Source organism: Butyrivibrio sp. NC2002, assembly GCF_000702265.1.
Lineage (GTDB): Bacteria > Bacillota > Clostridia > Lachnospirales > Lachnospiraceae > Butyrivibrio.
This window is the reverse complement of the sequence record NZ_KL370880.1, coordinates 14,743-36,703: the sequence shown is the minus strand read 5'-3', so window position 1 is coordinate 36,703 and position 21,961 is coordinate 14,743. Positions and strand designations below refer to the sequence as shown.

Below are 21,961 nucleotides of genomic sequence, written 5' to 3'. Positions count from 1 at the left end.
TTCCCACCTGTCTGCAATCTGTATTACTTCTTACCGGTGATCACTGCTTTTACCCACAAGAAGTCAAGCTTTTACCGTTTCCATTGAAAGTATCTGCATATATTCAACGAGCTTTTCCGTATCGTTTAGGAGTTCCTCTTCCGCCACATTATTGCTTTCATTCTTTACATATTTATATATGAAAAGAGGATAGCTTCCTGCTCTGAACTCCAGCTTTCCTTTATATGCTTCCAAAAGCGCCGGGATTTTTGCTCCGTTAAGCCTTGCATTGTTGTTAAGCTTAATCGTGATCTCACCGTTTCCGCCTTTAATTTCAAGGACGTAGAGATTATGAGCTTTTTCTCTTACAAGGGATATTCTGATGAGGTTCTCTACAGAAGTCGGCACTTCTCCGAATCTGTCCCGAAGCTCATCCTTCATATCATCTCTGTCACCTTCGTTCTCTATGCCTGCTATTCTCTTATATATTTCAAGCTTCTGCTCTTCGTTAATAATATATGTAGCAGGAATATATGCGTCAACATCAATATCCACGCTGGTAGTAAAGTCTTCCAAAAGAGCATCCTTTGTTTCGCCCTTTTTTCGTTTTACGGCCTCGCCAAGCATCTTGCAATACAGGTCGTATCCTACAGATGCCATATGTCCCGATTGGCTTTTGCCTAGAAGGTTTCCTGCTCCCCTTATTTCCAGGTCTCTCATGGCTATCTTAAAACCTGATCCAAGGTCTGTGAACTCTCTTATTGCAGATAATCTCTTCTCAGCCACTTCCCTTAGCATCTTGTTTCTCTTATACATAAGGAAAGCATAAGCTGTTTTGTTTGATCTGCCCACTCGTCCTCTTAGCTGATAGAGCTGTGAAAGTCCCATTTTATCCGAGTCATGGATTATCATCGTGTTGGCATTTGAAATATCAAGTCCTGTCTCTATGATGGTCGTTGAAACAAGTACATCTATCTCTCCGTCAATGAAGTCATACATTATTTTTTCCAGCTCAGATTCCTTCATCTGACCATGTGCAAATGATACGTTTACTTCAGGAACCAGCTTCTGTATTCTGGCGGCTACATCAGCTATGTCATTAACTCTGTTGTAAACATAATATACCTGGCCGCCCCTTGCGACTTCTCTTGCTATGGCTTCTCTTACCATCTCGTCGTTATACTCGCAAACAAAGGTCTGTATTGGCTGTCTGTCCCCGGGCGCTTCGTCAAGGATACTCATATCCCTTATTCCCACAAGTGACATATGAAGGGTTCTCGGAATAGGTGTTGCAGACAACGTAAGAACGTCCACATTTTCCTTTAGCTTCTTTATCTTTTCCTTATGGGCAACGCCAAATCTCTGCTCCTCATCAACGACAAGGAGCCCAAGATCTTTAAATACCACATCCCCTGATAAAAGTCTGTGCGTTCCTATTACTACGTCAACAAGTCCCTTCTTTAGATCCTGAACTGTTTTCTTTTGTTCTGAAGCAGTTCTGAATCTGGACATCATATCGACTCTTACAGGAAAATCCTTCATTCTCTCTGTAAAAGTGTTGTAATGCTGCTGGGCAAGGATAGTAGTAGGAACCAGGATTGCAACCTGTTTTCCGTCCTGAACTGCCTTAAATGCTGCGCGGATTGCAACTTCTGTTTTTCCAAATCCAACGTCTCCACAGATTAGTCTGTCCATGATCTTGTCTGACTCCATATCCTTTTTGGTGTCAGTGATCGCGCTCATCTGATCCTCGGTCTCATCATACGGGAAGGCATCTTCGAACTCCTGCTGCCACACTGTATCTGTACTGAACTGATAGCCTGCGGAATTCTGTCTCTTGGAGTAGAGCTCAACAAGGTCATCTGCGACCTCCTCGACTGCAGCTCTTACTTTATTCTTGGTTCTCTTCCAGTCTCCTGTACCAAGCTTATTAAGTTTTGGCTTTCTAACCTTAGCACCGTCTGCTCCGGTATCTCCGCTTGCATATTTCTGGATTACGTCAAGACCGGTTGCAAGAACATAGAGGTTTCCTCCGTCTGCGTAGCTTATTTTTATGTAATCCCTGACCACCCCGTCTGTTTCTATTTTCTCAATTCCCTTGTAAATACCAAGTCCGTGGTCTTCATGTACGACATAATCTCCAACTACAAGGTCTGCGAAATTGCTGATCTTTTCGCCGTTATATCCGCTATGCTTTTTTCTCTTCTTCTTTTTGTGCTCTGTGAAAATATCACTTTCCGCAATGACTGCAAACTTCGCATCGGTATATTCAAATCCTTTTAAGATTCTTCCGTAATAGGTCATGATCTCCCCATTTTCCAACTCTCTCATGGGGTTTTCACTGTAGAAGGAATTGACATTCTGATCCCTTAAGTCTTCTACAATTCTCTTTGCTCTTGTTCTTGAACCTGACAGTATCAGAACTCTGTAGCCGTTTTTCACAAATCCCTTAAGGTCATGAACCAGCGATTCAAAGCTGTTGTTATAAGGCGCTATGCTCCTTGCATGAAATTCAAACTGCTTCTCCGGAGCAAATTTATTTAAATCCTTTGGCGCCATAAGAGAAGCAACCGAAACCTTTCTTACGCTTCCCATTCTGGCTATACATTCATCCGCTGTGTAGAGAAGATCCATCTGACCGGGAAGTGCGTATCCGTTTTCAGATCTGTGGATCATGCTCTCTCTAAACTCAGTCTCAACAGCGCTTGCATGCTCCAGTACATGCAGCGGCTCATCTATGAAAACACAGGTTTTTCCTGCAGGGAAAAGCTCAAGGAGAGTGATTGTTTCATCGTAAAAATACCTCACATAGCTCTCCAGGTTAACCTGCATGTGAAGCTCTAAGAGCTCTTCCTTTAATTCTTCAAAGTTTTCTTTTATCCTGTGAGCTGCTTCTGTCTTGAACTCTTCTCTTAATTTTTTATAGACAAAGCTGCTTTCTTCCTCTATCTTCTTTATACCCTTTTCAAGCTCATCCTCAGTTAAAATGATCTCAGTTGCAGGATATATTTCTATTGATTCAAGTTTGTCGATTGAGCGCTGCGACATGATGTCGAAGCTTCTTATGGTTTCAACTTCATCGCCCCAAAGCTCTATTCTGTATGGATTCTCCTCAGTAAGATCAAAAACATCTATGATATCGCCTCTTACCGAAAACTCTCCCGGCGCACTTACCTGGTATACTCTGCTGTATCCGATCTTAACAAGCTTGTTTGTGAGCTCTTTTACTGATACTGTCTTTCTTTTATTTATGCTAATGACATTTTCTTTTATCACTTCCGCTTTTATCTGCGGAGTCATAAGACTTGAAAAGGTTGTAACGACCGTGACAGGTCTTCCTTCAATAAGTCTTCTTAAGCATTTGATCCTTTCTTTTGCAATGTCATTTGAATGGACATCTGCCTGATAAAAGATCAGGTCTTTTGCAGGATAAACAGTTACATTTCTGTCGTAAAATCTGTAATCTTCATAGATTTCCTTAACTCTTATGTCGCTGTAAGTTACAATGATCCTGTACTTAAAATCCTGGGCAAGGCCGTTTATCATGTGAAGTTTCTGAGAATCAACGCACCCGGAAACCTCTGCGCATGCAAAAGGCTTTTCAAGATATTTATTCAGTTCCTGAAACTTTTCCATCTCCTTTAAGGGTGCTTCAATTGCTCTCATAATAACCTCATTATTTCTCCGGTTTGTATCCGTTCCACTTGTTCATAGCCGCATTTACATTTTCATTCATTATGGTTGTGACAGCATCCGCTGCATGTTCAATTGCTTCTTTAATATATACTGTGTCTTCATCATCAAAATGTCCAAGGACCCAGTCTGCAAGATCTATTTTCGGAGGCTTTTTTCCCACTCCTACTCTTACTCTTGAAAAGTCGCTGTGTCCAAGAAGTGCAATGATGTTCTTAAGACCGTTATGGCCTCCTGCGCTTCCGCCGGGGCGAACTCTTATGATTCCGGGCTCAAGATCTATATCATCGGATAAAACTATAAGCTCTGTTTTGGTATCAATTTTAAAATAGTCCGCAACAGGTCTTATGGATTCTCCGCTCAGATTCATGTAAGTAAGTGGCTTTAAAAGGATGACCTTTTCTCCGTCAATCCTTCCTTTTCCGTACATTCCCTTAAACTTCATCTCTGAAAGGTCTATATCATATTTTTCGGATAGATAGTCTATAACACCAAATCCTACGTTATGTCTTGTTCCGTTATATCTTTTTTCAGGGTTACCAAGTCCTGCGATCAAATACATTTCCTATCTCCTATATCATCTCCTAAGAGTGATTATCTGTTTTCCTCTGCTTAAAAAAATGAGGTAACGCTTTTATTGCGATACCCCATATTTTATCACACTTGCATCTTAATACCATATCTGTATTTTAACAAGTATACCCATATTCAGTTTGTAATTATTAGTTAAAACAAGCTTCCTGCACTTGTAGGAGCCTCTTCTTCAGCAGGCTTTACATAAGCTGTCTCATCTGAAGCCTCCTCATAAGCCTTAAGAACAGTATCCTGAAGTAACTTTCTCGTATCAGAATTAATTGGATGTGCTATATCTCTGTACTCACCGTCTGAAGATTTTTTGCTGGGCATTGCGATGAAAAGACCTTTATCGCCTTCGATAACCTTAATGTCATGTACGACAAATTCATTATCTAGAGTAATTGAGACTATTGCCCTCATCTTTCCCTGCTTAGCTACTTTTCTAACACGTACATCCGTAATATTCATGCCGAGTCCCCCTTTTACTTCGTCTTAAATTACGTATCGCTCATTATTCTCAACTACTATTTTAATGTCTTTCTCACCTTTATAGTAGGAGTTTGCCTGAATTGTACCGTGACTTTCTACAATACAGTTCTCTATGTGTGTGTTGTCTCCGATATAAACATCATTCAAAATAATTGAATTCTTGATGTAACAATTATTTCCAATGAATGCTCCCTTGAATACTATCGAATCCTCTACCGTACCATTTACAATGCATCCGCTTGATACAAGGCTGTTTGAAACCCTTACGCCCACATTGTATTTTGCCGGAGGAAGATCTACAACCTTGGTGTAAACGCCCGGATATTCATTAAAGAAATAATTCCTAACCTCGGGCTTTAAGAAATCCATGTTGGTTCTGTAGTAGTCTTCGACTGAAGCTATATTGTTCCAGTATGTTTTAAGCTTGTAACCGTAGATACGCTTCATATCTTTGTAACGAACAAGTATGTCTCTTACAAAATCGAAACGCTCTTCATTCTGTGCCTTCTCGATCAGTTCTATGAGCTGACGTCTTCTTATAACATAAATACCGCAGGATATAGTGTTGGAGCGTGCCACAACCGGCTTCTCCTCAAACTCCTCTATTCTGCTCTCCTCGTTCATTCGAATAGTTCCGAATCTTTCGATATCAACGTCTGCAGCAATGTCCTTGCATACAACTGTGATATCAGACTGCTTATCAATATGATATTGAAGCAGCTTATTGTAATCCATCTTATATACACAGTCGCCGGATGTTATTACAACATAGGGCTCGTGACAACTCTTTAAGAAGCTGAGATTCTGGGCAATGGCATCTGCTGTTCCCCTATACCAGAGATTGCCGTTTGCCTTGGCCGCAGGAGTGAAAACATACAGACCACCCTGTTTACGACCGAAGTCCCACCACTTCGAAGAAGAAAGATGTGTATTAAGACTTCCTGCATTGTACTGAGTGAAAACAGCCACTGTCTGTATGTGGGAGTTTGTCATATTACTCAGTGCAAAATCAATACTTCTATAAAAACCTGCTACCGGCATAGCGCATACCGCTCTGTTTTTTGAGAGTTCATGCATTCGGTTGCTTCCACCACCGGCAAGAATAATTCCAATCGCTCTCACTACCTATCACCTGCCTTATCTAATGTTCTTCCGCTATCCAACATTCCATTCGGATAGTCTGTACTGGTAGTTACACCGGATATCATGGTATTCTTTCCAACTGATACGTTGTCAGGAATAACCGACTTTTCTCCGATAGTTACGATTCCGTCTCTGTAGATTCCCGGCTTGGTCTCATTTTCTTTTTCCTCACCTTCGCCGAGTCTTACACCATTTCCTACTACAACTTTTTCAGCTATTACTGCTTTTTCTACGTTGCAGTTCTCACCAATCTCTGTGCCATTCATTATGATCGAATGACTTACAACCGTTCCTTTTCCGATCTTTACTCCACATCCAATTACGGAGTTGTGCACTTCACCGTATATTTCAGAACCCTCACCTATTATGCTTCTTGAAGTAGAGCTCTCAGGTCCAAGATACTGAGGCGGCTGAACATCATTGGTCGTGTAAATCTTCCAATATTCCTCATAGAGGTTAAACTCAGGAACAATATCGATGAGCTCCATATTGGCTTCCCAGTATGAAGTAAGTGTTCCTACATCCTTCCAATAACCGTCGAACTCATAAGCATACAGTGATCTGCCTTTTTCCTTGCAGTAAGGGATCACGTGCTTACCAAAGTCAAGTCCCGGCTGATCCTGATTGGTTATAAGAGCCTCCTTCAAAGCTTCCCAGGAGAAAATATATATACCCATAGATGCAAGATTACTGCGGGGCTTTTCCGGTTTTTCCTCAAAGTCCACGATCTTGCGATCTTCATCAGTGATCATGATACCGAATCTGCTTGCTTCCTCGATCGGAACAGGCATAACAGCAATCGTAACATCAGCACCGTTTGCCTTGTGGAAATCGAGCATGGTCTCGTAATCCATCTTGTAAATATGGTCACCTGACAGGATCAGAACGTAATCAGGATGGTAATTTTCCATGTACTCAAGGTTCTGGAAAATGGCATTAGCTGTGCCGGTGTACCATTCGCTGTTACTGCTCTTTTCATAAGGAGGCAGAATAGTTACGCCTCCGATATTTCGGTCAAGATCCCACGGAATACCGATGCCAATATGAGAGTTGAGTCTAAGTGGTCTGTACTGAGTCAGAACACCTACTGTATCAACTCCCGAATTAATACAATTGCTTAATGGAAAGTCAATGATGCGGTACTTACCGCCAAATGAAACTGCTGGCTTGGCCATGTTTGCTGTAAGAACACCCAGTCTGCTTCCCTGGCCTCCTGCGAGCAACATAGCGATCATCTCTTTTTTTATCATGTTAAGACCTCGTTGTCATTTAAGAATGTAGTTCCCAAAAACTATTTTTTGGAAAAATCTTCATAAAATATTAATAAAATTATAGCACATTATATATTTTTAGTGAACGAAATAAGAAAAATATTCTACACTTTTGACATAAAACTTAACCGGTATTATATTTATATGAATAATCACTTTAAATAAGAGGTAATAATTTATGTACAAAATAGATTACGAAAAGCCATGTCATGTTCACTTCATAGGAATAGGCGGAATATCCATGAGTGGACTGGCAGTTATTTTAAAGGACAGAGGATTTACAGTAACAGGATCAGACCGCAGCGAATCAGAATCCGTTATTTCGTTGGAAAATGCCGGAATAAAAGTTTTCATCGGTCAGACTGCCAACAATATTGATGAAGCCGGGCAGATCGACTTTGTAGTTTACACTGCTGCAATTTCATCCGATAACCCGGAGCTTTTAAGAACTAAAGAGCTGGGTATCCCCATGCTATCAAGGGCTGAGCTTCTTGGCCAGATCATGACTCATTATCATCTGCCGATCGCTGTTTCCGGAACTCACGGCAAAACAACGACTACTGCAATGGTTTCAAAGATACTCCTTGCTGCATCAATGGATCCTACAATCTCCATCGGCGGAAATTTAAAGGATATCGGCGGAAATGTAAGGATCGGAGCTTCAAAGTATTTCGTAACAGAAGCATGCGAATACACAAACAGCTTCCTTCACTTTTTCCCGGGGATTGGTATCATTCTCAACATAGATGCAGATCACCTCGATTTCTTTAAGGACTTGGATGACATAAGACATTCATTTAGAGAATTTGCAAGGCTTCTTCCCGCCGACGGCTACCTTGTTGTAAACAATGAGATTCCAAATCTGTCATATATAACAGAAGGTTTAAAATGCAATATCATAACTTACGGCTTTGATGAAACTGCCGATTACTATGCTACTGACATAACCTATGATGATTTTGGCAATGCTTCCTTCTATATTAATAGAAAAAATAAAGGCAAGTTTAAAGTAAGTCTAAAGGTTCCGGGAAAACACAATGTATCAAATGCTCTTGCAAGTTGCGCCTGTGCAGAATGTTTTGATATAGAAGAAGATCAGATCCTGCAGGGTCTTTCATCCTTTACAGGAACAGGCAGAAGATTCGAATACAAGGGAAATGTTGACGGTCTTACTATAATAGACGACTATGCACATCACCCGACAGAGATCAAAGCTACTCTTTCAACTGCAAAGAATTATCCTCATAAAACTCTGTGGTGCGTTTTCCAGCCCCACACATTTACAAGGACAAAGGCTCTTATGGATGAATTCGCCAATGCTCTGCTTTTAGCTGACAAGCTTATAATTGCCGACATTTATCCTGCAAGAGAGACCGATAATCTCGGTATTAGTTCAAGGACACTCAAGGAAAAAATCGAATCACTCGGTCACGAATGCTACTATTTTCCTTCTTTTGAAGAAATTGAAAAATTTCTTTTGCAAAACTGCACTAAGGATGACATGTTGATAACCATGGGTGCCGGAAACGTGGTAGACATCGCCAATGATTTGATTGGAAAATAATTTTCCACGATATCCACTTTTTTGCCCACAATATGACACAAATGTCCATGTGGATAACCACCACCGGGTATTACTTTTATACTAAAGCTAATACTTGGTGGTTTTTATCTTTTTGCATAACATAATCCACGTTATCCACACTGTCCACAAATTTTTACAATTTTTTTACATGCCCCAAAGCCTCTGATTTTATCGTCACTTTTCCCATTTTCATAAAAATTTTATAATGCTATAATTCAAATCGACAAAACGAAGAAGAGGATGTTTGCCATGAACATACGGCAACAAATGGGTGAAAAAAGGTTATGATGGGGAGAGTCGCTATCAATACAAATACTGACATTTCTACAACTATGCTTTCCAATATTTTTATAGATGAATATCTTGCAGACGCAAATGATGCACAGATAAAGGTATATCTTTATCTGCTCAGAATGATGTGCTCAGGTGACGCTACAAGTGTCTCCGATCTGGCTGATAAGTTCAATTACACAGAGAAGGATGTGGAAAGAGCACTCGCATATTGGGAAAAGCAGGGTCTCATCAGCCTTGAGCTTAGTTCAACAGGCCGTCTTACCGGCATACATATGCAGGATATCATTCCGAGAAAGGCTGCTTCCATCACATCACTTGACGGAGCAATGTCTCTTCCCAGATATTCTGTAGTCAAGAAGACAGAGAGCAAAAAGAAGAAACATACTGATAATCCTCAGATGCTTTTCGTTGCTGAAGCATATTTTGGAAGAACGCTTAATACAAACGAGATCAAAACAATTTACTATATACAGGATGAACTTGAGTTTTCAGAAGATCTTATCGATTATCTTCTTCAGTACTGCGCAGATGCAGGCAAGAAGGATTTTGACTATGTAAGAAAAGTTGCTATTTCATGGCATGAAAAAGGCATTAAGAATCCTGAAGAAGCCAGACTTGAGTCTTCATCACACAAAACAGCATATACGATCATGCGCGAACTTGGCATGACAACAGCTCCTACAAATGTAGAGCTCAGATACTTTAACAAATGGCAAAATGAATTTGGCTTCTCACTTCAGGTTATTCTTGAAGCATGCAGAAGAACCGTCCTTCAGACACAGGTTAAAAGGATCCAGTATTGCGACGGTATCCTTCGCAAGTGGGCAAAGAGCGGAATCGTTACATTAGAAGATGTCAAGAAGGCTGATGCTACTTTCAGTAAGACAATGCAGGCAAGCACTTCTGACAAGAATTCCGTTAAAGTTACAAATCTTTTCAATCAGTTCCAGCAGAATGAATACAACATGGATGATATTGAGAAGAAACTTTTAGACAAACACTAATTTGAAAAAGGGGCAGAATTGTGGCTTTAACAAACACACAATATGATGAGATTATGCACGAGTATGAAATGACAAGAGCATTTCACCGTGATGATCAGGGAGGAAGAATAAAGTATGTAGAAGAGCATGTACCGGGGTTTCTCGAGCTTGAGCAATCCACCGGAAGCATAAGCGCCGAATTCGGAAGGCGTCTTCTTGCCGGTGAGAAGCTCAGTAAAGAGAAGCTCCACTCCATGCTCGAGGAAATCTCTGCTAAAAAGAAGGTTCTCCTTAGAGAGGCCGGTCTTCCCGAAAATTATCTGGAAATGGAATATGATTGTCCTATCTGCAAGGACACCGGTTATGTGGATAATGAAAAATGTTCCTGCTTCAGACAAAAGATAATAAATAAACTTTACTCTGAATCTAACATAAAGAAGCTTACAGAAAAGGCCAACTTTTCTCTTTTATCTGATGAATTCTACACCGGCGAAGATCTGGAACGTTTTCACGTAGCTGTTAAGACTTCAAAAGATTTTATTAATAATTTTGAAACTTCCTATCCAAACTTGTTCTTTTATGGTACAGTTGGTACGGGTAAATCGTTCCTGTCTGTTTGTGTTGCAAAAGAGATTCTGGAAAGGGGTTATTCAGTGCTGTATTTCAGCGCTGCCGGGCTCTTTACATTGATACAGACAAACAGTTTCGACTATAAAAAAAGCGAAGAACTCAGGACTCTTTATGATGATCTGTACAATACAGATCTTTTGATCATCGATGATCTTGGTACCGAAAATGTCACCAAGTCTTCGTCATCTGAGTTTTTTGCCATAATCAATGAGCGCCTTATTCGCAATAAGTCCACGCTTATAACAACAAATCTTTCTTTGGAGGGTATAAAATCCATTTATTCGGAGCGTATTTTTTCAAGGATATCAAGTTCCTATCATCTTTGTAAATTATCCGGTCCGGATATACGTGTGTTAAAAAAATTGCAGTACTGAAACGGAAAGTGAGGAATTCCCCTAATGCCAAGAAGAGAAGAAAAAAGAAACCTTCAAACCATTCCTGTAGGTTCACTGGGTATCATACCCTTAAAAGGATGCGAGCCTTTAGGTGATAAGGTAGACTACTACCTTGTTAAATGGAGAGAGGAACGTGAAAACGAACACAAAGGCAGTCTTGCTTTTACAGGTTATGAGCGTCCTTCTTATCTTTTGAAAGCCGAAGTACCAAGATTTGGTTCCGGTGAAGCAAAGGGAGTTATTCTTCAATCAGTCAGAGGTGATGACCTCTATATAATGGTAGATGTATGTAATTATTCACTTACATACTCACTCTTTGGAAAAGAAAACCACATGTCACCTGATGATCATTATCAGGATCTCAAACGTATCATCGCTGCTGTAGGCGGAAAAGCAAGAAGAATCACAGTTATCATGCCTTTCTTATACGAAAGCCGTCAGCACAAGCGTACTTCAAGAGAATCACTGGATTGCGCTATCGCACTTCAGGAACTTGTAAGCATGGGTGTAGATAACATTATCACATTCGATGCACACGATCCCAGAGTACAGAACGCTATTCCTCTCAATGGTTTTGAAACTGTTCGTACAACATATCAGTTTATAAAGGCACTCCTTAAAAACGTCGATGGTCTTAAGATCAACTCCGACAATATGATGATCATAAGCCCTGATGAAGGTGGTATGGGCAGAGCTATTTATCTTGCCAGTGTAATGGGTCTTGACGTAGGTATGTTCTACAAGCGCAGAGACTACACTACTGTAGTAAACGGCAGAAATCCTATCGTTTCACACGAGTTCCTCGGAACATCAGTTGAAGGCAAAGATGTTATCATCGTAGATGATATGATCTCATCAGGTGAAAGCCTTCTTGATGTTGCAAAGGCTCTTAAAGATAGAAAAGCTGCTCACATCTATGCTTTCTCAACATTTGGACTTTTCACAAACGGACTTGAGCTGTTTGATAAGGCATACGAGGAAGGAATTATCGACAGAATCCTTACTACCAACCTTATTTACCAGACACCTGAGCTCCTTTCCAGAGAATGGTACATCAGCACAGATATGAGTAAGTATATTGCTTACCTCATTGATACACTTAACCACGATGCTTCAATCAGTGATCTTCTTAATCCTGTTGAGCGTATCAACAGCATCATTGCAAGATACAATGCCGGTGAACTTGAGAAGAATTAATTGACTCAAATATGAATAAAACGGTTCTTTCCGCTTCATTTATAGAAGACGGAAAGAACCGTTTTTTAATATCATAGCTTACTCAGGAAGGTAGGTCACAAAGTGATTACCATTTCCTGAAAATAATGCTTCTGTATCTTTTCTTCCAAGCTTATATACCTGTCCTGTTGAAGGTTCAAGGAGTACGGTATTTAAGTCATTAAATCCAATGATCAAAAGACTATTTCCATCATTTAAGGTAGCCATAACAGGTATGTCCTGATTTACGTAATAGAGCATTGCGTCCATAGGACATCCCTCAAGCTCAAGGATCTTTGCAGAAGTAAGATTTTCATCAAGTATTTCCACAACAGATTTGCCCTGGTCAAGTAACGACTGCACATTAACGCTTATTCCCTTATGCTGGAAGATCAAGTCAAGGCATACAGCTGTTGAATTCTCAGCCGGCATGTTTTCCCACTCTGCTGCCAGATTTGTTATATACATAATCTGGTTGGATGTACTTAAGTTTCCTCTGTACCATACATAGTGGTCACTATCATCAACCACAACACCGGGTGCACTGTAACCGGCATTTACAGCATCAGCAGGATTATCATATACCCCGACAAGACCACCGAGTCCATATACATAATAATATGGATCATTTTCGAAATCTCTGTCGGTTGTGATGTTCACTTCTCTTGATCCCTCATACAATGTCATATTAGGAGTCTGAAGAATAAGGGATTTTTTCTTAATAGTGTTCTTTACACTGATCTCAACAATGTTCTTGTAACTATCTGTAGCAGCAACAGTAATATAATTACTACCCATCTGCTTGGCAAGTGTGCTCATGATCTGGTCATCGATTAGCTCTTCATAAGCTGCACTCTCCTCATTCCATCTTGCCCTTTTAAGCCTTATTACATTTTCATCGATCGATGCATCTGTTATAAGCACACCGTCAGGACTGTAGTTTTCCAGAATATTTCCCTCGTTATCTACAATCCTTACACTGTACATTCCGTATACAGGATTTCCCAGAAGATCGCTGTGTACATCTGACTCTCTGATAAGTCCGTATACCAGGTCTTCTCCCATAAATCCCAGTACTCTTATGAGGTCACCGGAATCTGCTGTAATATCCGACTCTGCTCTGGTAGTCAGATTCATTATCTTGACGCTCTTTTTGTCAGCTTCCTGCCATGCGATTGCATTGCCGGAATCCGATGTACAATAGCCATCATCAGAGAGATTCTCAATTACTTTTTGTGCGCTTCTGTCTTCAAAATCCACCATGAATATATCACCGTCCAGCATAGTATAAAGCTGGCCGTTTGCACCTACATACTGGATTTTTTTAGAATAAGCGATAACTATATCCTGATGAAGGCTCGAAGGAATAAAAGCTCTTTCCTCAATTGTATTTAACTGGGAATCATATCCGTAAGCCGCAATTCCCACCATTCCTTCGTGCTCGCCTCTGTTCATGTATCCCGTGACGGTAAACTCAACATTTCCCGCTTCGTCAACACTTAAAATATTGATGTCACTCTGGATCCAGTTAGTTCTCTCATCATCCGCATCATCAGATGAAAAGCCAAATACATAAGCAATCTTATTCTCAGTGCTGTTATATGCATACAATCTGCCTTCAGAGACAAATGCAAATGTATTTCCACCATCACTTTCCTTAAGTTCAACATCACTTTGCGTTATCCACAAATTGATCGCATTTTCAGTAATATCCGAGCTGTCTGCGCTAAAGATATAGTTCATTGTCCTGTCGAAATTAAGCAGATATATTCTGTCGGAAGTATACCTGATCCTGTAGCTTTCCCGGATGTTATAGCTTTTTTCTTCATTATCATCCGTTTTCTGGATCACTCTGTAATTAAGGTCTATCGTAGCTGTCTGCGAATGAATATCTGTCAAAACAACACTAGGTTCTGTGTGACTTATGATATTCAGATCACCCCATGTAACCTGATCATAGCTGCTGTTTATGGTAACGTGACTGTATGATGTATTATCTCCTTCGGAATTGGACTCCAGATACTTGGAGAGTTCGTCAGATGACGCATTCTTATCAAAAGTCATGTTCACAAAATTTAAGACAAATCCAACTATTTCATTAAGATGGAACTGCTCTCCATCCTCTGCCCATACTACTCTTGTATAGTACCTTACAGTTTTCTCATTCATATCTGCCAGGATCACAAGCATGTATTCCTGATTAGATTCAATCAGATCCTTTATCTGAAAGCTACCGGTTATCATATTCTCATTTTGGGAATAATCCGTAATCTCTGAATTTTCAACCAGTGAATTACCCGATACCTGCCTTATTTCAAATCTCAGATTTGATACTGCAGTACCATAGGTATTCATCGAAAAGCTAACACTTCTGCTCTTATCAACTGGCAAAACGCCGCCTCTCATGTGACTTACATCCATTTCGGCTGCATATCCGTGAAGAGTGTTTATTTTTCTCTGTCCTGCCTCAAATGTGATCGTCGGAAAGGTTGCATCACTCATCTGGGCTGTCATATCAACGGTTTCAACGTTAGTGAAATGCCCTATCAATATAACAGCTATGATAAACACCAAAAGTGTATATGCTATTTTTATTAAATTTTTAACCATAATTTTGTATAATCCTATATCTGAATTTCAATTGACTTATTACCTTCATCGAGGTAATATTTTTCTAACTTAACAATTCGCGTTTCAGCGCAATCGTGCGCAGATTGAGGGAATTATGAACCCTATTCTTTACCGCAAACGTCTAATACCGAATGAATGTATTCTTCTTAAGGACGATCAAATTCTAAAGTGTGACGAAAACACAATCGTCACCTCCTGGAAAGCAATTCATCCCAGGTCTGATCTGTCCCACGGTTATTCCTGCTATTATTTAAAAAGAGGATACAAGATCAGCAAGTTTTATCGTCATGACTCATCCCTGATGTACTGGTACTGCGACATAGTAGATTATCAGCAAGGTCCGGAGGAGAATTCTCTTCTTGTACTTGACCTTCTGGCAGATGTCGTAATATATCCTGACGGAAAAATACGCATTCTCGATCTGGATGAGTTATCCGAAGCATTTGAAAAGCGCCTGATAACCGAAAAGCAGCTTAAAAAAGCACTTTTAAACCTTAATGATCTCTTAGATGCCTTATATGAAAACAGCATCTCTGCTTTAGAAGCTCCTATCATCAAAGCCATATCGCAGACAGATGATCAATAAAATACATGACCTCCTATATTAATTCCGGTAAGACCCGGTATAGGAGTTCTAAAGTATACACAGTTACCTACATTAGTTTGTCCGCTCATGGCTGCATCTGCTGCCTGATAGCATGCTTCTGTTGCGCTTCCGTTTGCAAGCGCAAGTGCCAGTCTTCCACTTCCTACAGGTGAAAACTGTCCTGACTGGTAAATAACTCCAACTACTGTATCAGGATATACTGAGCTTAAAACTCTGTTTATAACTACTGCGCCGACTGCAACTTTACCTTCATAAGGTTCTGCGCCCGCTTCGCAGTATATAAGATTAGCAAGAAGTTCTCTGTCTCCTTCTGCAAACTGAACTTCGCCAATACTTCTCCAGGACGAACTCTTTGCCAGCTTGGATAATCTGATTTCTTCCGCAAGCTTTGCCTCAAGTTTTTTTACATCATCATTTTGCGATTCAACCTGAGACTCATATTCTTTTGCCTGCGCTTCAATATTCTTTGCTTCCTCTTCAGCTGAGGAAATATTCTTTTTATACTGGCTGATGCTTCCGCTTGTTTGATTTACAAGTCCGGAAACTCTGCTCTGCTCCGCTTCAACTTCGGCTTTTGCAGTGTCCAATTCTTCCTTCTGCGACTTAAGCAGATTCTCCTTTGCCTCTACATCTTCGCAGGTCTGCTCGTATGCAAGAAGCATCTTTCTATCATAACCGGAGAGCGCAGCTATATAATTACTCTGATTAAGAAAATCCGCAAAGCTTCCAACATCAAGAAGCATGTCCATGAGCATAAAGCTCTGTTTTTCATAAATAAACTGAACACGCTTTTTCATGGCAGCATACTGATCGTCTTTTGTTTTTATCGCTTCCTTCAGTTCTTCCTGGGTGCTGTAAATCTCATTTTCCTTAACATCTATCTTATCTTCAAGACTGGACAGATTGTCGCTTACTTCAGTAAGCTGGTCATTAAGATTATCCAGTTTATTTTCCAGCTCGCTCTTTTCCTGGTTAAGGTTTGTTATATCATCTTTTTTGTCATCCAGCTCATCCTGCTTCTTTTCGAGCTGATCCTTTGTTTCCGAAAGCTTTTCTTTAGCTTCTTCAAGAGCTTTTCTGGTGGCTTCTGTAGCATGAACCTTAATATCTGACTTACCGATACAAAAAGCCAGTACGGCAAGAACCATAAGGCATCCGGAAGTTCTACCCAAAAACTTTTTCACTAAATACCCCCGTTGACCGCACAGACCAATATCTTTTGAAATTTGGTCCACGCCTCCTTTTATGAATTATATTTCTATATGAATATTTTTGCCGCTTCTTTTGTAGGGATAATACTCAACGCCCGCAGCGTCAAACATTTTCTTGGACGCTCTTGTCGCAGCTGAAGCGCTATACTTGTCACTGTCGTAAACAACAGTCCTTATACCCGCCTGAATTATTGCTTTCGCACATTCATTGCAGGGGAAAAGTGACACATAGAGTTTTGCTCCCTCAAGGCTTCCGCCTCTGTAATTTAATATTGCATTCAGTTCGCTGTGAGTAACAAATGGATATTTTGTAGAAAGTTCATCCTCGCCATCTCTCTCCCAGGGAAAAAGATTGTCGTCACATCCTGTAGGGAAACCGTTATATCCCATAGACAAAATCTTGTTGTCATTACTTACAATACAGGTTCCAACCTGAGTATTGGGGTCCTTTGAACGCATAGCAGCAAGCTTTGCCACTCCCATGAAATACTCATCCCAGGATATATAGTCCTCTCTTTTCATACCTACCTCCCTTGTAAACTACTCCATGTCAGCTATCTCAGAAATCCTTCTGGAATGTTTCTCAAGTCCTGAAAAAGGTGTATCCAAAAATGTATCTACAATATCAATTGCCATATCAGTTCCTATGAGGCCACCTCCCATTGCAAGTACATTAGCATCATTGTGCTCTCTTGTAAGTCTTGCTGAATGAGGTTCACTGCAAAGCGCACATCTTATTCCTTTAACCTTGTTGGCAACGATTGAAATGCCTATTCCGGTAGTGCAGATCACAATTCCTTTCTCGCACTCACCATTTGCAACCGCCTCAGCTGCTGCCTTTCCAAAGATGGGATAATCACAGGAATTTTCGTCGTATGTTCCAAAATCCTTATATTCAATTCCTCTCTCTTCAAGATGTTTGATCACGACCTGCTTAAGCGCAAATCCGCCATGATCACTTCCAAGTGCTATCATTTTTTCTTACCTCCCTAAATCTATAACCTGATGTCCTGCTGCCTTTAAGAGCCTGTTCATAATAGCCTGCCCGACTCCCGTATCATTAAAGGCCTCTGAATAAATGACACTTACATTTTCATCATCAAATTCTCTTAAAATGCTGAAAAGATTTCTTGCTATTTCGTCCTCATCATCACGATTTCCCGCAATTTTGACTACGTCTGCCTTGTAAAAGGAAGCAGATTCTGTTGTTGCGATCACGCCTGTTTTTTCACTTCCGGGCTCAAGTTCTGTTATCTTTTCATTAATATATGATATTACTTCTTCCTGCTTTCCTTCAACTATTTTTAGATTTCCCTTAGGTGCATAATGTCTGTACTTCATTCCGGGAGCTTTGGGTGCTTCCTTTGAATTGGAATCCAGAATAGTTTTATCAACTCTTACTTCTTCTACGATCGCCTGAAGATTTTCCCTTGTTATATAGCCGGGTCTAAGAATCATCGGAGGTGAAACTGTAAGATCTATGATGGTAGATTCAAGTCCTATCCCAACTTTTCCTCCATCAATTATCATCTGTACTTTTCCGTCAAGATCCTCTATGCAATACTTTGCTTCCGTAGGGCTTGGTCTTCCTGAAATATTTGCACTTGGAGCCGCTATATATCCACCTGACTGTCTTATAAATTCTGCTGCAATCCTGTTACTGGGCATTCTTACTGCAACTGTATCAAGTCCGCCGGTAGTCTCGTAAGGAACGCAGTCTGCCTTATCCATGATCATCGTAAGGGGGCCCGGCCAATACTTTTCTGCGAGCTTATACGCCTCCGCAGGAATGCTTTTTACAATTTTTCCAAGGTGCTCCATGTCAGCTATATGAACGATCAGCGGATTGTCCGACGGTCTTCCCTTTGCTGCATAGATTTTCTTGGATGACTCTGGATTAAGAGCATCTCCGCCAAGTCCATACACTGTTTCCGTAGGGAAAGCAACCAGTCCGCCTTTCTTTATTATCTCTCCGGCTTCTTTTAAATACTCCTTTGCTTTATCATCTATTTGATCTTCTTCAATACTTACTACTTTTGTATCCATAATAACCTCTTAGTTTGCCATATATGCAGCAATAACGTCCCAAATATCAGCAGTCTCAAAGCCAAGTGCCCATTCCGCAACGCCGGCAATCTGAGCTGTCTGCATAACACTGAGCTTTGCCTCAATAGATCTGGCTTCTTCATTCCATAGCTGGCAAAGATTACCATCTTCATTGGTGTACTCGCCGTAATACTGGCAGGTAGCATCATCCCATGTCATCTCTACGCCATATTTATCAATAATATTCTGCGCTCCCTGCATATGAAGAGCTTTGCTAGTTACCTCTCCGCCTTGTGTAGTCCACAATCTGGTGTAAAAAGGAATTGCATTTATTATCTTAGATGCACTTACTTTTTCAAGCGTATCATTTATTCCATTAGTAACATAATCTATAGAAGCAACAGATCCTGCTTCTTCGGATCCAGCATAATGCTCATCATATCCCATTATTATGACATAGTCACAAACAATGCCCTGCTCAGCAAGATCATAATGATCATTAAAATCCATCGGAACATAGTTATCCACAGATAAAACAATTCCGTTTGCCCTGCATGATACTGACAACTCTCTTATAAACTCAATATAAGATCTTGAGTATGATTCAGATATCTGTTCAAAATCCACATTTATTCCATCAAGGCTATAAGTGGAAGCCATCTCCATTAGGCTGCTTACAAGCTTTTGTCTTGATGCTGCATGGCTCAAAACAGCTTCTGTATCGCCATCTCCATTACCATTGAAATTGTCTACAACTGCCCACACCTGAATATTTGATGCATGGCAGGTTGTTACATATTCGCTGTTAGCGTAGCTTGTAATACTTCCATCACTACCTGTAATAGAAAACCAGGTTGGCGCTATAACATTTATCCCCTTTGACTGCTGAAGAATTCCTGTAAGTGTCTGATTTCCCGCAGCTCCTCCAATCTGATGAAAGCCCATGTTTACCTTTCCTTCAAAGGAAACACCGGAGTAATCGGAAAGCTCACTACTAAGCTCTGCTCCCTTTATAACTTCCTGAGTTTCGGAAAGATATTTATTTTCTACATATCCTATAAAAGCGTCTTCTGTCTGTACCTTTGACCATTCTTCCATTTCTTCCAGAACTACAACGCTGTCATTTTCTTCTAAATCTGTAAGGATCGCACTCTTGATGCCACCAAGCACTCTAAGGTGCGTCTTCTTCTTTAATATTGCGCTATTAAGACTGTTCAAACCGGCATATATCTGTATACGGTTTGGTGAGTCATAAGCTGCGTATGTCATTGCGGAATAGTTTTTAACATAATCGATATTCACATACAGCTTGTCGCCATCCATGAATGAAATCTCATATCCGGCATCCGTCTGCTCACCTTGTGACGTACTATAAACCGTAGTTCCTATCTGAGTGGTAATTATATTATCCGGCGTAGTATATACCAGAATTCCATCCGCATCTCCAAAGTAAAATCTATTCGAAATATAATTCGCTACTGTCTCGTAGTCTAAGTAAATATTACCGTCTTTTATCCTGGCCTTATCTTCCAGCAGCTCATTTCCTACTACTATTGCTACCTCATCATCACTTCCTATATGAAAGTACTCCGACAGATCAGCTCTCTCTTTTGAATATGAAAAGTGCTCGTTATAAAGCTGAATTCCATATATCAATCCAATTATTAAAATCAAGGCGATAATAACTATCACCGGTATCAGTTTTTTCTTCATAAATAAAGCTCCTTCCAATCGCTATATTATAACATAATTTATTGTATAAAGAACTTTATTAATGATCTTCATACTTCGGCAATGCCCGTTTTGCGTCAGGTGGGGACCTCACTTAATTAACTACTGATTTATAAAGGTTTATTTGACCAAAAGAAAGTATGTGATAATTCCTTTTTTTCAATAAGTCTGATAAATAAGCAAAGCATTGCCGTAAGCTATGAAGTTTTCTACTAACCATAAACAATGGCCGGGTGCCACTGGAGTATCATCCTGACTATAAATATTCCATGTTGTTCTTAAATTTGTTGATTTGATAAATTTTTATGTGATTTCCTCCGACGAATGTCGGATTAACTTATAAGACATTTCACAAGAATCTGTGAAACGTTATAAAAAATAAAAATGTATTTATCACGCCTCCTCCCCGATACGGTATACCAGAGGCACCGAAAATGAACTATAATACATTTCAATAATTAATGCAAGTACTTTTTGCAAAATAAATTAAAAATATTATTCTTAATGCTAGTTCTATATGTTTCCCTTTCTGAAAAAATTACAGAAATCTATATATTAAATTTTTATACATGACGATACATGTATTGACATTATCATTCCTTTCATAATATATTTTTTGTACAAAGTAAGTTGATTTATGGAGTAATAATATGAAAATTGAACGTGTAAATGATTCTCAGATCAGATGCACTTTAACTAAAGAAGATTTAAACAGCCGCGAGCTTAAGATCAGCGAGCTTGCTTATGGCACAGATAAAGCAAAAGACTTATTTCGCGATATGATGCAGCAGGCCAACTACCAGTTCGGATTTGATGCTGAAGATATACCACTGATGATTGAGGCTGTGCCGATCAATTCAGAGTGCATTGTTCTGATCATAACTAAAGTAGAAGATCCTGAAGAACTCGATACAAGATTTGCTAATTTCTCACCTGCCCTGCAGAGTGAAATACAGGGTTCTGAACCAAATGATGATTATGATACCGAAGATGAAGTCATGAGTCTCTTTAATAAACTAAGAGAAAATGGCGAGAATGCTGCAACTCCATCAATTGGAGGAGGAGTCAGAAGATCAAAGCCTGTAAGCAAATCCTCATCTGATCTGTCAGCTATCATTGAGCCATATTTTATGTTTTCATTTGGATCAATGCATGATATTTTACAGTTCACTTCTGTAAGTTCTATCGATGTTAATGTAAAGAACAGCCTGTACAAGAATATGCAGAATGGTCGCCTGTATCTTATTATAGATGCAGATGATACTGCTGTTCCCACACTTAAGAAGTTATGCACTCTTCTTTCTGAGTATGGAAAGCCAGAAATTTCAAAATCTATAAGTAAGCAGTTTATTGATGAGCACTACAATGTAATAATCAAAGATAATGCTCTTCAAAAGCTTTCAGATATTTAATGCTAATAACTTAGCTTTTTAATTTTTGTTATTATCATGTATATAAAAAGGTCGGTACCTCGGTACCGAC

Annotated in this window: 17 protein-coding genes; 6 read left to right on the top strand and 11 right to left on the bottom strand. The window is 39.9% G+C overall.

The features are described from left to right. Positions 1 to 63: 63 nt before the first annotated feature. From mfd to T543_RS07340, 5 genes are all read right to left on the bottom strand, one after another. Positions 64 to 3,645 carry a transcription-repair coupling factor gene (gene mfd, locus T543_RS07360; RefSeq protein ID WP_035767292.1) on the bottom strand — a complete coding sequence of 1,194 codons (3,582 nt, stop codon included), beginning with the start codon at positions 3,643 to 3,645 and terminating at the stop codon, positions 64 to 66. Positions 3,646 to 3,655: 10 nt separating this feature from the next. Continuing rightward, complete coding sequence (pth, locus tag T543_RS07355) at positions 3,656 to 4,234, bottom strand: aminoacyl-tRNA hydrolase (RefSeq protein ID WP_035767290.1); 579 nt, start codon at positions 4,232 to 4,234, stop codon at positions 3,656 to 3,658. A 164-nt stretch (positions 4,235 to 4,398) separates the two neighbouring features. Then, a complete protein-coding gene (gene spoVG / locus T543_RS07350) occupies positions 4,399 to 4,716 on the bottom strand; it encodes a septation regulator SpoVG (RefSeq protein WP_035767288.1) in 318 nt (105 codons plus the stop codon). Between the two features lie 24 nt (positions 4,717 to 4,740). Then, positions 4,741 to 5,859 carry a glucose-1-phosphate adenylyltransferase subunit GlgD gene (gene glgD / locus T543_RS07345; protein WP_035767287.1) on the bottom strand — a complete coding sequence of 373 codons (1,119 nt, stop codon included), beginning with the start codon at positions 5,857 to 5,859 and terminating at the stop codon, positions 4,741 to 4,743. Continuing rightward, the gene (locus tag T543_RS07340; RefSeq protein WP_035767286.1) at positions 5,859 to 7,130 is read right to left on the bottom strand and encodes a glucose-1-phosphate adenylyltransferase; all 1,272 of its coding nucleotides are present in this window, start codon (positions 7,128 to 7,130) and stop codon (positions 5,859 to 5,861) included. Before T543_RS07340 ends, glgD begins: the two co-directional genes overlap by 1 nt. A 199-nt stretch (positions 7,131 to 7,329) precedes the next feature. On the opposite strand from T543_RS07340, the gene murC reads away from it, so the two are divergent. The 4 genes from murC (at position 7,330) to T543_RS07320 (ending at position 12,235) form a co-directional block, all read left to right on the top strand. Further along, the gene (murC, locus tag T543_RS07335; RefSeq protein ID WP_035767285.1) at positions 7,330 to 8,715 is read left to right on the top strand and encodes a UDP-N-acetylmuramate--L-alanine ligase; all 1,386 of its coding nucleotides are present in this window, start codon (positions 7,330 to 7,332) and stop codon (positions 8,713 to 8,715) included. Between the two features lie 305 nt (positions 8,716 to 9,020). Then, positions 9,021 to 10,034 carry a DnaD domain protein gene (locus tag T543_RS07330; RefSeq protein ID WP_081829986.1) on the top strand — a complete coding sequence of 338 codons (1,014 nt, stop codon included), beginning with the start codon at positions 9,021 to 9,023 and terminating at the stop codon, positions 10,032 to 10,034. A gap of 20 nt (positions 10,035 to 10,054) precedes the next feature. After that, positions 10,055 to 11,017: an ATP-binding protein gene (locus T543_RS07325; RefSeq protein ID WP_035767281.1), complete on the top strand. Its 963-nt coding sequence runs from the start codon at positions 10,055 to 10,057 to the stop codon at positions 11,015 to 11,017. Positions 11,018 to 11,041: 24 nt separating this feature from the next. After that, on the top strand, positions 11,042 to 12,235 hold the full coding sequence (locus tag T543_RS07320) for a ribose-phosphate pyrophosphokinase (protein WP_035767280.1): 1,194 nt from the start codon (positions 11,042 to 11,044) through the stop codon (positions 12,233 to 12,235). A gap of 78 nt (positions 12,236 to 12,313) precedes the next feature. Here T543_RS07320 and T543_RS07315 read toward each other — a convergent pair whose 3' ends face one another. Next, on the bottom strand, positions 12,314 to 14,863 hold the full coding sequence (locus tag T543_RS07315) for a hypothetical protein (protein WP_035767279.1): 2,550 nt from the start codon (positions 14,861 to 14,863) through the stop codon (positions 12,314 to 12,316). Between the two features lie 115 nt (positions 14,864 to 14,978). Between T543_RS07315 and T543_RS07310 the strand changes: the two genes are divergently transcribed. Beyond that, positions 14,979 to 15,470, top strand: coding sequence for a ribonuclease FAU-1 family protein (locus tag T543_RS07310; RefSeq protein ID WP_242839490.1), 492 nt, complete (start codon positions 14,979 to 14,981; stop codon positions 15,468 to 15,470). On the opposite strand, the gene T543_RS07305 is transcribed toward T543_RS07310, so the two are convergent. The 5 genes from T543_RS07305 to T543_RS07285 all read right to left on the bottom strand — a co-directional run bounded on the left by T543_RS07305 (position 15,464) and on the right by T543_RS07285 (position 20,461). Continuing rightward, positions 15,464 to 16,675: a cell wall hydrolase gene (locus T543_RS07305; RefSeq protein ID WP_035767278.1), complete on the bottom strand. Its 1,212-nt coding sequence runs from the start codon at positions 16,673 to 16,675 to the stop codon at positions 15,464 to 15,466. The two genes, T543_RS07310 and T543_RS07305, sit on opposite strands and share 7 nt — an antisense overlap. Before the next feature lie 66 nt (positions 16,676 to 16,741). Further along, on the bottom strand, positions 16,742 to 17,224 hold the full coding sequence (locus T543_RS07300; RefSeq protein WP_035767277.1) for a deoxycytidylate deaminase: 483 nt from the start codon (positions 17,222 to 17,224) through the stop codon (positions 16,742 to 16,744). An 18-nt stretch (positions 17,225 to 17,242) separates the two neighbouring features. After that, complete coding sequence (gene rpiB, locus T543_RS07295; RefSeq protein ID WP_035767270.1) at positions 17,243 to 17,677, bottom strand: ribose 5-phosphate isomerase B; 435 nt, start codon at positions 17,675 to 17,677, stop codon at positions 17,243 to 17,245. Between the two features lie 6 nt (positions 17,678 to 17,683). Next, positions 17,684 to 18,748, bottom strand: a complete 1,065-nt coding sequence (locus tag T543_RS07290; RefSeq protein WP_035767269.1) for an L-threonylcarbamoyladenylate synthase — start codon at positions 18,746 to 18,748, stop codon at positions 17,684 to 17,686. 9 nt (positions 18,749 to 18,757) lie between these two features. After that, positions 18,758 to 20,461 carry a glycosyl hydrolase family 18 protein gene (locus T543_RS07285; protein WP_035767268.1) on the bottom strand — a complete coding sequence of 568 codons (1,704 nt, stop codon included), beginning with the start codon at positions 20,459 to 20,461 and terminating at the stop codon, positions 18,758 to 18,760. 668 nt (positions 20,462 to 21,129) lie between these two features. Between T543_RS07285 and T543_RS07280 the strand changes: the two genes are divergently transcribed. Continuing rightward, on the top strand, positions 21,130 to 21,891 hold the full coding sequence (locus T543_RS07280; RefSeq protein WP_035767267.1) for an adaptor protein MecA: 762 nt from the start codon (positions 21,130 to 21,132) through the stop codon (positions 21,889 to 21,891). The last annotated feature ends 70 nt before the right edge of the window (positions 21,892 to 21,961 follow it).